Origin of the sequence: Chryseobacterium sp. GP-SGM7 (assembly GCF_049166575.1) — a bacterium.
In the GTDB taxonomy this organism is placed as follows: Bacteria; Bacteroidota; Bacteroidia; order Flavobacteriales; family Weeksellaceae; genus Chryseobacterium.
In genome coordinates, this window is the sequence record NZ_JBMHFF010000004.1 from 30,075 (window position 1) to 43,099 (window position 13,025).

Consider the following 13,025-nt stretch of genomic DNA (forward strand, 5'->3'; position numbering starts at 1 on the left):
TGCAATCAGTATCGCAGAAAATTCTTTTTCGGATAAAACGTTTATTAGATTTAAAATGACAAAAATCAAGTATAAGATCTTAAAACATTTTTAAAATTATCGTACATTTAAAAATGTTCCCAAAAATACGGAATTTTAATTTTTTTCTTATGCTAAATTATTTAGATTCTTTATAAATATGTTTTTTATATTTTCTATTTTTGGCACAAATTTACGCGAAAGATGATTTTAAGAAAATTGATGTTGAGTTTTTTGCTCTTACTTTTAAACTTTGTTTTTTCTCAGTCTAAAACTTTGAATAAGAGTTCTTTAAATAAATCAAAAATTATTTCTAAGTTAAGTACAACTAAGAAAGTTTCTCCTGGTCTTCCAATAGTTAATGAAAATATACCGTTATTGATTCCGCAAAAAAAGAACGGAAAATCTGGCTTTGTTAATCAAAAAGGAAAATTTGTTATTCTGCCGGAGTATGATTTGGTGATGTTTTTTGGTGAAGATTGCAATCTTTTAAATTCTCCTAATGAGAAAGCGAAGAAATTTGGCACGGTAGATTTTGCAACTGTTGAAAAAGGCGGAATTACTTTTAGAATCAATAAATCAGGCAAAAAAGTATATCAATACAGCAATAATGATTTAGGAAAATGTACGTATGATTTAAAAAAACCTTTATTTCATGCTTATATTCTTAACGGGAAATACGGGATTATTGAAGATTCAAAATTTAAAAATGCGTCAGATAAAAATCAATTCACTATTTATCCAAGTTATCAGTATCTCTATATTTTGGAAGGCGACGATGTGTCAAATCCTATGATTGTTGCAACCTACAACGATAAATTCGGAGTGATTGACATCAATAATAAAATAGTCATTCCATTTGAATATTCAGATATAAAAAGAAACTACAGCTGGAAATTAGGTAAAATGTTTGATGTTACCAAAGATGATAAAAATTACTACTATATCGATTCTGATAACCGTTCGTATTAGATTTAAATAAAAATTTAGAGGAAAATGTTTTCCTTAATCCAGTTTTAAATATTTTTTGTAATTTTGCCGCTGAAATTAAAGGGGTGCCCCGATTGGAGCTGAGATTATACCCAATGAACCTGGAACAGGTAATGCTGTTTAGGGAAGTTAAATGAGCAATGAGTAATAAGCAATAAGTAATCCATTAGAATTACTTATTACCAATCACTCATTACTGATATCATAATCGCCCCTTTTATTCCATTAAATTTTTAAAATTTATAAGAATGAAAGGATTATTTTTTTTAGGACTTACCGCAAGTTCTTTGAGTTTCGCACAAACTCAAAACCCGGATTCTCTGAAAGTCAGAGAAATTGAAGCTGTAAACTTCACCAAAAGACTTCCTGTCGCCAAAGAAATCATCAATGTTCAAAAAGATCTCGACAGTAGGAATCTTGGGCAGGATTTACCGATTCTTTTGAAAAATCAAACCTCAATTATCTCAACTTCTGATGCAGGAAACGGAGTCGGTTACACCGGATTTAGAATTCGTGGGGTTGCAGGAAGAGGAATTAATGTGATGATGAATGGTGTTCCGTTCAATGATTCAGAAAGTCAGGGAACTTTTTTTGTGAATGTTCCGGATTTAACGAGTTCAGCGTCGCAAATTGTCATTCAGCGTGGAGTTGGAACTTCAAATAATGGAGTTTCTGCTTTCGGAGCGAGTATCAACGTGATTTCAAAAGAGCCTGAAGACAAGTTTTATTTTAAAACAGATGACAGTTATGGTTCTTTTAATACCTACAAATATTCTGCAGAAATCGGTTCCGGAAAATTTTGGAAAGATCGTCTTTCCGTGATGGGAAGGTATTCTACTATTCATTCTGACGGATATATTGACAGAGCTGCTTCAGATTTGAATTCTTATAATTTCACAGCATTATTTGAAGAAGGAAAAACGAAACTTCGTCTGATGGCTTTTGGCGGAAAGGAAAAAACGTATCAGGCGTGGAACGGTGTTGACCGTCAAACCTGGGAAACCAATCCCAGAACCAATTTATCAGGAGCAATCTATGATGCAAACTGGGAAAATATTATAGGGTTTTATGATAACGAAACTGATAATTACAGACAAAATCACTATCAATTACTTTGGGAACAAGGCTTAAATACGAATTGGAACCTTGAAACAACGTTTCACTACACAAAAGGTCGAGGTTATTATGAAAATTACAAACAAGGCGATCCTTATGCAAGATATAATTTGCCTGATTTTAATGGAAATAAATCTTCAGACTTCATCAGAAAAAAATGGCTGAATAATGATTTCTACGGCGTGGTTTCTACTCTATACGGAAAGTTTGATAATCTTGATTTGAATTTCGGGGTTGTCGGAAACCAGTATTACGGAAGACATTACGGAAATGTAAGAGATGTTTTCTTTGCAGAAATTCCACAACATGAATATTACCGAAATCGTTCGGTGAAGAATGAAATTGCCGGTTTTGCCAAAGCTTTAATCAAAGTAAATGATTTTGAATTCTTCGGAGATTTGCAATTAAGAAATATTGATTACGATACCAAAATTTTGATGGAAGGTGATGATGAAGGTGCGAATCTGAAAAAAAACTGGTTGTTTTTCAACCCTAAAGCCGGAATCAATTATAAATTAGGCAACGGAAAAGTATTTATTTCTTACGCTCATGCGCAACGCGAGCCGAATCGTGACGATTTAATATCAAATAATGATGTGAAATCTGAAAGTCTTCACGATGTAGAAGCAGGAATCGAAAAACAGTTTGGTCCGGTAGCTTTAACTGCAAATCTATATTATATGTATTATCTGAATCAGTTGGTTTTAAACGGGCAGATCAGCAATATCGGAGAATTTATAAGAACCAATTCCGGGAAAAGTTATAGAAGAGGAATTGAAGTTGGTGCTTTGGCGAAGCTTTCAAAACAGTGGGAAATTTCCGGGAATGTAAGTTTAAGCCAAAACAGAAACCTGGATTTCAGAATTGAAAACGAGACCGGAATTAACAATCTAGGAAATACTGAAATTTCTTTCTCACCAAACGTGATTGCTAATGTAAGCCTGAAATTTAATCCTACTAAAAATTTCCACTTTGCTTTAATGAATCAATATGTTGGAAAACAGTACTTGGACAATACGGAAACACAGAGTTTATTGTTGAAAGATTATTTTCTGACAGATTTTAATGTGCAGTATGACTTTAAAATTTCTAAACACGATGTCGCTTTAAAACTTTTAGTCAATAATATTTTCGATCAGAAATATGTAAATAACGGCTATGTTTACGACGGTCCGATTTATTTTGCTCAGGCCGGAACGAATTTTATGTTCGGAATCAGCTGGAAAATTCAATAATCAAAAATACAACACCATTTCACATTATTATAGTTAGTTTCTTATTAAATTTTTTAAAGACTGTTTCGGCAGTCTTTTTTATTAGATTTAAGTTAAAGACTAAATAAAATCTGTGTAAATCTGTGTAATCTGTGGGAGATTTAATAAGAAGATTCATTTATGATTTTAACAATTTAAACTAAAAATAAATCTCTCAAAAAGTCACGAAAAAGTCATAAATTTGCGGTCAAATGAATATTTCAGCTTACATTTTAGAATACCTGAAGCAATTCGGAACCGTTGTAGTTCCGCAATTTGGCGTTTTTTCACTCGAAAATACCAAAGCAGTTATCAATTCTGAAAACGGAAGTATTCTTCCGCCTTCGAGCAAGATTGCTTTTCGCTCAGATTATCAGATTTCATCGGATGATCTGGCAAATTTTGTCAGCACCAAAAAAGGGGTTTCTAAAAATTCTGCTGAAAGCGAACTGCAGGTTCAGACCGATTTCTGGAAGAAAAAACTTCAGGCGGAACAGACTTTAGAAATACAGAATCTTGGAACTATTTTCGTTGAAGACGGAATTTTGACATTCAGAGGAAACCGTTTAGAATCAGATCATCCCGATTTTTATGGCTTGGAGGAAATTCGTTTTTCTGACATTAAAAATGATGAAAGCTCGATTCCCACTGTTAATAAAGAGAAAGATTATAAATTCAACAAATCTATTCTGTGGATTTTTCTTTTCATAATTCCTGTGTTAGGAATTCTGTATTTTGGTTACACCCAGAGAGAAATGCTTTTCGGAAAAAAGTCTTTTGATGATGTGTCGGTACAAACCAAAACCAAAAGAATTGAAAAGACTATTCCTGTAAAGATTGACTCTGCTCAAATGAGACTGAATGATTCTTTAAAGCAGGTTCAACTGAAAAAAGACTCTTTAATTCAGGATTCTATTAAAAAAACAGCCGTAAAATCTGTGAAAGTTCCGGCAACTCAAAAATCAAAACCTAAATGGCAAAAATAAAAAAAGCGTCAGAATCTCTTACAGTGATGACGAATATCGTTCTTCCGAATGATACCAACCAACTTAGAAACCTTTTCGGAGGCGAATTGTTGGCAAGAATGGATCGTTGTGCATCGATTTCAGCAACAAGACACTGCGAAAGAAGAGTGGTGACAGCTTCTGTAAATCATGTTTCTTTCGATCACCCGATTCCTGAAGGCGGAATTGTGGTAATGGAATCTAAAGTTTCGCGTGCATTTTCAACCTCAATGGAAATTTATGTTGATGTTTGGTTGGATGATCCGATTAATCATAAAAAAATTCAGACCAATAAAGGAATTTACACTTTCGTTGCAGTGGATGAATTCAACAGACCGATTCCAATTCCACAGATGGAACCCGAAACAGAAATAGAAGTAGAAAGATTTGATGCAGCATTAAGAAGAAAAGAATTATCTTTAATTCTTTCAGGAAGAATGAAGCCAACAGAATCTGTGGAATTGAAAAAGCTGTTTTCAGGCGAAATAGTTTAAACACAAATCTCACAAATATTTTCACACTAATTTCCACAAATTTTTTAATTACTGAGATATTCGTGATGTTAGATATTAATGATAATCAAAATGTTTTTAGGTTGATCCGTGATATTTGTGGAAAAAATTAGTGATATTAGTGCTTAAATAAAAAAACAATATGACAACTCATACTAATTTCCACAAAATTTTTAATTACTGAGATATTTGTGATGTTAGATATTAAAGATAATCAAAATGTTTTCAGGTTGATTTGTGATATTTGTGGAAAAAATTAGTGATATTAGTGTTTAAATAAAAACACAATATGACAACTACTATTTCAGAAAATGAAATCTCAAGAATTGTATACGAAGCAGGATATTTAGTTCACAAATCTTTAGGTCCTGGACTTTTGGAAAGTGCATACGAAGAATGCATGTTTTACCAGCTTAAAAAAGAAGGATTATTTGTTGAAAAACAAAAACCGATGTCTTTGGTTTACGATGATATTAAAATGGATGTTGGATATAGATTAGATTTACTTATTGAAAGTAAGTTTGTTTTAGAAATAAAATCTGTTGAAGCATTGAATGATATTCATTTAGCTCAAATCCTTACTTATTTACGATTAAGCAACTGTAAATTAGGAATGTTGATTAATTTCAATACACTTCATTTTAAAAATGGAGTTAAAAGAGTTATCAACGGAACATTATAAATTTGTGGCATTCGTGAAAAATATTAGTGTAATTAGTGTTTAAAAAATGAGAATCCTATTATTAGACAAAAACCATCCTCTTATTACTGAACAGCTTTTAGAAAAAAACTTTATTCTGGAAGAAGATTTTACGTCTTCTTACGATGAGGTTTGTGCTAAAATTAAAAATTATGATGGCGTCATTATCCGAAGCAGAATCCCTTTGGATGCTAATTTTTTGGAACAGGGTAAAAACTTAAAATTCATCGCAAGAGTAGGTGCGGGAATGGAGAATATTGATATTCCTGTTGCTGAAAAACTAGGAATTCAACTAATTAATTCTCCGGAAGGAAACCGTGATTCTGTGGCTGAACACGTTGTCGGAATGCTTTTGGTTTTAATGAACCGACTTTTTATCGCTTCAAATGAAGTCAAAAACGGAATCTGGCTTCGAGAAGAAAATCGTGGTGATGAGTTATTGGGAAAAACTGTAGGATTAATTGGTTACGGAAATATGGGAAAAGCAACAGCAAAAAGACTTTCAGGTTTTGGTTGTAGGGTAATTTTCCATGATATTCTTCCCAATCTTTCAGATGAGTTTGCAACACAGGTGAGCTTAGAAGAATTAAAGGAAAAAGCTGAAGTTTTAAGTCTTCACATTCCGTTGACTACGGAAACTCATTATATAATTGACGAAAAGTTTATTTCTGAAATGAAAAATGACTTCTATTTCGTTAATACCGCAAGAGGAAAAAATATTGAAACGAAATATCTGGTTGAAGCTATAAAATCCGGAAAAGTAAAAGGTGCTTGTCTTGATGTTTTGGAATTTGAAAAATCTTCTTTTGAAAATCTTGAAGCAGACAATGAAGATTTAAACTATCTTTTAAATTCAGAAAAAGCAATAGTAACGCCTCACATCGCAGGTTGGACGCATCAAAGCAAAGAGAAATTGGCACAAGTGATTGTAGATAAAATTGTGGACTCTTTTTGTTAAATCAAAAATCAAGTTACAAATTACTCTTTTAAGGTGTGAAATTTTATGTTAAATAATTCATAATTGATAATTGCCTATTCATATTTGAACTGAGTTTTATTAAATTGCCACTCATTTTTTGAACACATGAAGAAGCTAAACTTTGTACTCATTACAACCCTTTTTTTATTCCTATTTTCCTGTAAAAATAAATCCGAAAAAGATCCTGCAATAACAGAATCTACGACTAATCTCCCCAATTACGGAAATGTAGATTTAAGCAAAGTATTTGTTGGTGAAAAATTTGATCTGGTTGATAAAAAACAGGCTGTAAACTACATTGATCAGTACTACAAAAAAGTTTGGGAAAATGGTAATCTTAGCGGAAGTTTCTTGGTTGCGCAAGGAGATAATATTCTTTATGAAAATTATCGGGGTTTTGCAAGAGAAGGAAATCAGAATCCGATTGATAAAAATACGGCACTTCATGTTGCTTCAGTTTCAAAAACCATGACGGCAATGGCAATGATGAAATTAATCGAAGCCGGAAAAATAAAATTATCAGACCATTTAACGCAGTTTTTTCCAGGATTTCCTTATCCGAATGTGACGGTTCAGACTCTATTAGACCAAAGAAGCGGGCTTCCGAAATACGAATATTTTATCACAAAAATTCAACCTGCTCCTGCAGAACTTTCGAAAACTTACATCACGAATCAGGATGTTCTAAATATGCTTATTCAATACAAACCTGATTTGGCAAGAGATACTGATACCGGTTTTATGTATTGCAATACCAATTTTGCACTTTTGGCTCTGTTGATTGAAAAGGTGACAAAAACTCCTTTTCCACAAGCAATGAAAGAGATGGTTTTCACTCCTTTGAAAATGACGAATACGTACATTTTTCAGGAGAAAGATATTCCTACTGCTTCACAATCTTTTTATTACGGCGGAAACAAATTGTATCCTTTAGACCGATTGGATTTAATTTATGGAGACAAAAATGTGTATACAACGCCAAGAGATCTGCTGAATTTTTCCAAAGCAATGTTTTCTAAGGATTTCTTAAAGCCAGAATTAATGCAGATGGTTTTCACACCTTACAGTAATGAAAAATCAGGACAAAATAATTATGGGTTAGGTTTTAGAATGAAAATATTTGATAATGGTGAAAAACTGACGTACCACAACGGTTGGTGGCACGGAACAAATTCTGTGTTTGCCCATCTTTTAAAATCAAAAGTGACGATTGTTGCCATCGGAAATAAATATTCAGGGAAAGTTTACACGGCTTTAGCTTTATCAGGATTATTCGAAGATTTTCCGGCTCAGAAAGATAAGCTTCACAGCATAATGAAAGATCACCAAGACACTTTGAAAACGCAAACTGAGGTTTTTGGAGAATAATGTTTATTTTTGCTCAAATAATTTCATGAAAAGATTTCTTCTTTTATTTATCATTGGGATTCTTGTACAGTCTTGTGCGAGAGTCGGTTCGCCAATTGGAGGTGCAAAAGATACTTTGGCTCCGCAGGTTGTCGGTTCAAATATCGATACGACGAGAGTGAATGTAAGAAGAGACATCAAAGAACTTCGAATTGATTTTAACGAATATATTACGCTGAAGGATATTAATAAAAACCTTAATATTTCTCCGCCGATAAAGAACATTAAAAGAATTCTCCCTTCTAATATTGCCAATAAATTTATGGTCATTCAATGGACTGATACTTTGCAGGCAAATACAACGTATAATTTCAACTTCGGAAATGCAATTGTTGATAACAGCGAAGGAAATCCTTTGAGATATTACAATTTTGCTTTTTCAACGGGTGAAAAATTAGATGATTTATACATCAGTGGTGAAGTGACGGATGGTTTTACGATAAAAAAGAAAAACAGCTCAGACAATAAAATGGTTGTAGGTCTTTATCAGTTGAAAGACAGCATAGATTATCGTCAAAAGCCTTACTACATAACAAAAGTTGACGACGATGGTTATTACGAATTAAACTATCTCGCTCCCGGAAAATACAAGATTATTGCTTTCGATGATGATAACGAAAACTCTATTTATAATCCCGGAAAAGAAAAAATTGCTTTCAGAAAAGATACTGTAACTGTTGAGAAATCTATTTCAGGTTTAAAATTAAAGCTTTATCCCTCAAAAAAACCTTTTAAAAAACCTGAGTTTAAAGACATGGCAGGCGGTATAATGATGCTGTTTGAAGGAAATCCTGATGAAGTGAAAGTACTTCCTGTAAGCGAAAAATTAAAAGAAATAAAAGTTACTCATACTCCAAAATCAGATTCTGTGAAAATCTGGTTTGATGCCGTGAAAAGTGATTTGGGGCAAACAACCAACGAAAAACTGGAATTTAGTTATGATACAGGGAAAGTGCAGGATACCGTTTCAACATTCTATAAATATAATAAAAAGAATGTGATGAATATCAACAGTGATAACGGTGGATCTTTATTGCCGCCTAAAACTGAATTTAAAATCTTATCAAACTATATTATAGATAAAATTAGTCCCGAAAAATGGTCTCTAAAAATTGACAGTACCATCGTTCAGCCTTTTACGGCAAAAATTTCTGAGACTAATCCTTACCAAATCTTGATTCAGTCGGATTTTGTTTCCGGTAAAAAATATCAGTTGACGATTCCTAAAACCACAGTTTCTTCTTATTTTGATAAAAACACGGAGTCAAAACGTTTCGATTTTGAAGTCGACAAAATTGAAAACTACGGGCTTTTAAATATTATTCTCCAAAATGCCCCGGATAAAAAGTACTGGTTACAGCTTTTAGATTCGAGTGAAAGACCTGTGTATCAGAAATATACAAGCGGAAGTAATATAACTTTTGATGTTCTCAAACCTGGCGAATATATTCTCAGAATTTTGGTAGATAATAATGAAAACAAATATTGGGACGAAGCAGATTTCGAAAACGGAACTTTTGCAGAAGATTCTTACATTTATTATAAAACTGCTGTTATTAGACCTTTATGGACTTCAAAAGAAACCTGGGATCTGAAAGATACTAGAGTCCTTGATATAAGTAAAATGGAAACGAACAGCAGTGCACCGGATAAAAATCAATCTACTGAAAAAAGACCATCTTTAAATCCTTCCGGAAATACAACCAATCAAAATAATTCCGGAACCAGAGGAAGTGGAAGAAATCTTCAATTAACAAGATAATGCAGAAATTTAAAAAAATTGTATTTTGGTGTTTAGTTGGTTTTGCGATTATTCAGTTTATTCCTATTGATAAAGTGAATAAACCTGTAGATAAAACAAAGAATTTTGTTGATGTTAAAAATACTCCCAGAAAAGTTTCAGATTTAATTAAAAATGCTTGTTACGACTGTCATTCAGATGAAACAGTTTATCCGAAATATGCTTACATCGCACCTTTTTCTTGGTCTGTGAAAAGTCACGTCAATGACGGAAGAAAACATCTTAATTTTTCTATTTGGGAAACTTACAATAAAGATTTGAAGCAAAGTATGCTTAAAAATTCTATCCAGACAATTCAAAGTAAAGTAATGCCAATGCCGGCTTACATTATCTATCATGATCAGGCAAATCTAACTATTGATGACAGAAATGTTTTAATTAAATATTTTGAAGAAGTTTTAAATTCAAAAACTTACTAAATTTTGACAAGTAATAAAAATTCCCGCAGATGTACATAATCTGCGGGAATTTCATTTTTTAATACGATAATCAAATATTCCTGCTATAACTTTCAAAAAATATTTTCTGAGAATCAAAAGCAATATCATCTAAATTGATTTCAGAAATTTTAATCCATTGCGTTTCAGATATTTCAGATAAGGCTAAATTAGCCTCAAACTTTTCAGAAACATTGTATTCATAAAACAAATCAATTGTATTATAGTCAATCTCTTTGTATTGATAAACATTCGGAAGGCTTGTAAGATATTTTAAGTTTTTAACATCTATTTCGACTTCAAGTTCTTCAAAAAGCTCTCTTTTACAAGTGTTTTCTGCGCTTTCTTTTGGATCGACAAATCCTCCTGCCAAATCAAGTTTTCCCTTTTTAGGCTCTTGATTTCTTTTCGTTAAATAAACTTCATCACCACAACGGATGACCACTGCAACGGCCCCTGCAACATTATTATATAAATTGAAGCTGCATTTTGGGCAACTCCATTTTTTCTCTCCATCCCAATTAAGGGTTTCGTTTCCGCAATTGGGACAAAATTTTAGTATTTTCATTAAGCGATATTAGAGTTTCTCGGATGGAAATTTAAAATCACATCTCGAAGTTCTTCTGTTTTTAAATGGGTATAAATTCCGGTTGTTGTAATACTCGAATGTCCTAACATTTCCTGAATATACCGCAAATCTGCTCCGTTTTGCAGCAAATGGGTAGCAAACGAATGTCTGAAAGTGTGCGGAGAAATTTTTTTGCTTACTCCGGCTTTATCAGTAAGTTCTTTAATGATAATAAATACAATCACACGAGACATTGAAGTTCCTCTGCTGTTCAGAAAGAGGGTATCTTCATGCTTTTTATTGATTTTACATTTAGAGCGTACCTCATTGATGTATTCTTTCAAAAGTTTTGAAGTATACTGTGCTAAAGGTACAAAGCGGGTTTTATCGCCTTTTCCGGTGATTTTAATATAATTTTCTTTAAAGTTGATATTCGAAATTTTAATATCAATCAATTCAGAAACTCTCAGTCCGCAACCGTAAAGCACTTCGATAATGCAATGATTTCTCCGCCCCAGATCTGAACTGATTTCTATTGCCTGAATAATTTTTTCAATATCGGCAAGGCTTAATGTATCGGGCAGGTACAATCCCAGTTTTGGACCTTCCAATAAAGATGAAGGATTGTCTTCACGAATTTCATCTTCCAAAAGATATCTGAAAAATGCTTTAATGGAAGAAATCCATCTTGCCTGAGATCTTTCACTGAATTTCTGTTTAGATAATTTAAAAATATACTCCTGAAGATGATCGTAGGTGATTTTTTCAGGACTGGTATTTTCAAGATCGTCTACAGCATAGTCTTTTAATTTTTTGATGTCGCGAATGTATGCATCAAGTGTGTTTTCGGAAAAATTTCTTTCAAAGCGTAGAAAAATTTCAAAATCTTTAATTTTTTCATCCCAAGTCATTGTGTTGTGTTTTTTTTGTTTTTAAATATTTAATTCATTTTCTGAAACCTGTATTATTTCAACCTGGTGTTCTTTTAAAAAACCAATTCCTTCATCATCCGAATAAGCGTTAATGTAAACCAATCTTGAAATTCCGGCCTGTAAAATCAGTTTACTGCATTCTTTACAAGGCGATAAAGTGAGATACAATGTAGCACCTCGGGCAGATTGTGTAGAGCCTGCCAATTTCAAAATTGCATTTGCTTCTGCATGTAAAACGTACCAGTGGGTTTTGCCGGTTTCGTCTTCACAGCAGTTTTCAGATCCTGATGGAGTACCGTTGTAACCATCTGAAATAATCATCCTATCTTTTACGATAAGAGCTCCTACCTGTTTTCTTTTGCAGTAGGAAAGTTTTGCCCATTCCTGAGCCATTTTTAGATAAGCTTTGTCAAACTTACTGTACATCTGCATCGGTTTTCGAAATAATTTGTGAATGATCTATTAGAAATTTGGCTTTCTTTTCTCCATGAAAGCGGTCACTCCTTCTTTTTTGTCATCAAGTTCAAAAAGTTCTCCGAAAAATTTAATCTCAGTTTCAAAACCTTTATCTGTATCCGACAGGTTGGTTGCTTTAATAGCTTTTGAAATTGCCATTGGAGAATTGTGAGCTATTAGCCTTGCCAATTCTTCAGTTTTTGAAAGAAGTTCATCAATAGGAAAAACTTCATTTACCAAACCAATTTCTTTTGCTTTTTGTGCAGGAATCATCTTTGCAGAGAAAATCATCTCATTCGCAATCCCTTTTCCTACTAATTTTGGAAGTCTTTGGGTTCCTCCATACCCCGGAATAAGACCTAATGTTACTTCTGGAAGACCAAGTTTAGCATTTTCTGAAGCATATCTAATGTGACATGCCATTGCTAATTCTAAACCACCCCCTAAAGCGAAACCATTAATTGCAGCAATAACGGGTTTAGACATGTTTTCGATCTTGTCAAAAAGTATATTTTGTCCGTTTCTTGCTAACTCTTCTGCTTTTTCCTGATTAAAGTTACTAAATTCTTTTATATCTGCACCCGCTACGAAAGATTTTTCTCTGCTTCCTGTCAAAATAATTACTCTTATTTCATTATCAGACTGTAAATCATCCAGCGCAGAACTGATTTCTTGTATCGTTTGTGCATTTAAAGCATTCAAACTTTCAGGCCTGTTGATTGTAAGTACAGCAGTTTTATCTTCCTTTTGTAGCAGTATATTTTCGTAAGTCATTATCTTCTTAATCTTTAAGAACTTGCAAATTAAAAATTTTTTACAAATAAAAGGGAAAAAAATATTTTTTTCCCTTTT

13 protein-coding genes and 1 riboswitch are annotated in these 13,025 nt (G+C 32.9%); of the genes, 9 read left to right on the top strand and 4 right to left on the bottom strand.

Going from position 1 to position 13,025, the window contains the following annotated elements; translation table 11 throughout:
• The first annotated feature begins 222 nt into the window (after positions 1-222).
• The 9 genes from ACOOWA_RS14990 (at position 223) to ACOOWA_RS15030 (ending at position 10,199) form a co-directional block, all read left to right on the top strand.
• Positions 223-990 (top strand): WG repeat-containing protein, encoded by a 768-nt coding sequence (locus ACOOWA_RS14990; RefSeq protein ID WP_421376433.1) that lies wholly within the window; start codon positions 223-225, stop codon positions 988-990.
• 69 nt (positions 991-1,059) lie between these two features.
• Positions 1,060-1,154, top strand: a riboswitch (TPP riboswitch).
• A 102-nt stretch (positions 1,155-1,256) separates the two neighbouring features.
• Positions 1,257-3,359 (top strand): TonB-dependent receptor, encoded by a 2,103-nt coding sequence (locus ACOOWA_RS14995; RefSeq protein ID WP_421376435.1) that lies wholly within the window; start codon positions 1,257-1,259, stop codon positions 3,357-3,359.
• A gap of 230 nt (positions 3,360-3,589) precedes the next feature.
• Positions 3,590-4,363: a hypothetical protein gene (locus ACOOWA_RS15000; protein ID WP_421376437.1), complete on the top strand. Its 774-nt coding sequence runs from the start codon at positions 3,590-3,592 to the stop codon at positions 4,361-4,363.
• Positions 4,351-4,875 (top strand): acyl-CoA thioesterase, encoded by a 525-nt coding sequence (locus ACOOWA_RS15005; RefSeq protein WP_421376439.1) that lies wholly within the window; start codon positions 4,351-4,353, stop codon positions 4,873-4,875. The genes ACOOWA_RS15000 and ACOOWA_RS15005 overlap by 13 nt, the downstream gene beginning before the upstream one ends.
• Positions 4,876-5,182: 307 nt before the next feature.
• Complete coding sequence (locus ACOOWA_RS15010) at positions 5,183-5,575, top strand: GxxExxY protein (RefSeq protein WP_421376441.1); 393 nt, start codon at positions 5,183-5,185, stop codon at positions 5,573-5,575.
• Positions 5,576-5,621: 46 nt separating this feature from the next.
• Complete coding sequence (locus tag ACOOWA_RS15015) at positions 5,622-6,551, top strand: 2-hydroxyacid dehydrogenase (protein WP_421376443.1); 930 nt, start codon at positions 5,622-5,624, stop codon at positions 6,549-6,551.
• Between the two features lie 126 nt (positions 6,552-6,677).
• Positions 6,678-7,940 (top strand): serine hydrolase domain-containing protein, encoded by a 1,263-nt coding sequence (locus tag ACOOWA_RS15020; protein ID WP_421376445.1) that lies wholly within the window; start codon positions 6,678-6,680, stop codon positions 7,938-7,940.
• A gap of 25 nt (positions 7,941-7,965) precedes the next feature.
• Positions 7,966-9,741 (top strand): Ig-like domain-containing protein, encoded by a 1,776-nt coding sequence (locus tag ACOOWA_RS15025; protein WP_421376447.1) that lies wholly within the window; start codon positions 7,966-7,968, stop codon positions 9,739-9,741.
• Positions 9,741-10,199 carry a heme-binding domain-containing protein gene (locus ACOOWA_RS15030; protein WP_421376449.1) on the top strand — a complete coding sequence of 153 codons (459 nt, stop codon included), beginning with the start codon at positions 9,741-9,743 and terminating at the stop codon, positions 10,197-10,199. Before ACOOWA_RS15025 ends, ACOOWA_RS15030 begins: the two co-directional genes overlap by 1 nt.
• A 70-nt stretch (positions 10,200-10,269) precedes the next feature.
• Here the strand turns inward: ACOOWA_RS15030 and ACOOWA_RS15035 are convergent, their stop codons facing one another.
• From ACOOWA_RS15035 to ACOOWA_RS15050, 4 genes are read right to left on the bottom strand one after another with little or no spacing between them, the layout of a single operon-like run.
• On the bottom strand, positions 10,270-10,785 hold the full coding sequence (locus ACOOWA_RS15035) for an NUDIX hydrolase (RefSeq protein ID WP_421376451.1): 516 nt from the start codon (positions 10,783-10,785) through the stop codon (positions 10,270-10,272).
• Complete coding sequence (gene xerD, locus ACOOWA_RS15040) at positions 10,785-11,696, bottom strand: site-specific tyrosine recombinase XerD (RefSeq protein WP_421376453.1); 912 nt, start codon at positions 11,694-11,696, stop codon at positions 10,785-10,787. The genes ACOOWA_RS15035 and xerD overlap by 1 nt, the downstream gene beginning before the upstream one ends.
• Positions 11,697-11,717: 21 nt before the next feature.
• Positions 11,718-12,149: a deoxycytidylate deaminase gene (locus ACOOWA_RS15045; protein WP_421376455.1), complete on the bottom strand. Its 432-nt coding sequence runs from the start codon at positions 12,147-12,149 to the stop codon at positions 11,718-11,720.
• A gap of 30 nt (positions 12,150-12,179) precedes the next feature.
• The gene (locus ACOOWA_RS15050) at positions 12,180-12,947 is read right to left on the bottom strand and encodes an enoyl-CoA hydratase-related protein (protein WP_421376457.1); all 768 of its coding nucleotides are present in this window, start codon (positions 12,945-12,947) and stop codon (positions 12,180-12,182) included.
• Between the last annotated feature and the right edge of the window lie 78 nt (positions 12,948-13,025).

Excerpts from the sequence above, each read along its gene's own strand:
- ACOOWA_RS15010 (WP_421376441.1), top strand. The coding sequence starts at position 5,183 with ATGACAACTACTATTTCAGAAAATGAAATCTCAAGAATTGTATACGAA.
- ACOOWA_RS15005 (WP_421376439.1), top strand. The coding sequence starts at position 4,351 with ATGGCAAAAATAAAAAAAGCGTCAGAATCTCTTACAGTGATGACGAAT.
- ACOOWA_RS15035 (WP_421376451.1), bottom strand. The coding sequence starts at position 10,785 with ATGAAAATACTAAAATTTTGTCCCAATTGCGGAAACGAAACCCTTAAT.
- ACOOWA_RS15000 (WP_421376437.1), top strand. The coding sequence starts at position 3,590 with ATGAATATTTCAGCTTACATTTTAGAATACCTGAAGCAATTCGGAACC.
- ACOOWA_RS15030 (WP_421376449.1), top strand. The coding sequence starts at position 9,741 with ATGCAGAAATTTAAAAAAATTGTATTTTGGTGTTTAGTTGGTTTTGCG.
- ACOOWA_RS14995 (WP_421376435.1), top strand. The coding sequence starts at position 1,257 with ATGAAAGGATTATTTTTTTTAGGACTTACCGCAAGTTCTTTGAGTTTC.
- ACOOWA_RS15045 (WP_421376455.1), bottom strand. The coding sequence starts at position 12,149 with ATGCAGATGTACAGTAAGTTTGACAAAGCTTATCTAAAAATGGCTCAG.
- ACOOWA_RS14990 (WP_421376433.1), top strand. The coding sequence starts at position 223 with ATGATTTTAAGAAAATTGATGTTGAGTTTTTTGCTCTTACTTTTAAAC.
- ACOOWA_RS15015 (WP_421376443.1), top strand. The coding sequence starts at position 5,622 with ATGAGAATCCTATTATTAGACAAAAACCATCCTCTTATTACTGAACAG.
- xerD (WP_421376453.1), bottom strand. The coding sequence starts at position 11,696 with ATGACTTGGGATGAAAAAATTAAAGATTTTGAAATTTTTCTACGCTTT.
- ACOOWA_RS15020 (WP_421376445.1), top strand. The coding sequence starts at position 6,678 with ATGAAGAAGCTAAACTTTGTACTCATTACAACCCTTTTTTTATTCCTA.
- ACOOWA_RS15050 (WP_421376457.1), bottom strand. The coding sequence starts at position 12,947 with ATGACTTACGAAAATATACTGCTACAAAAGGAAGATAAAACTGCTGTA.
- ACOOWA_RS15025 (WP_421376447.1), top strand. The coding sequence starts at position 7,966 with ATGAAAAGATTTCTTCTTTTATTTATCATTGGGATTCTTGTACAGTCT.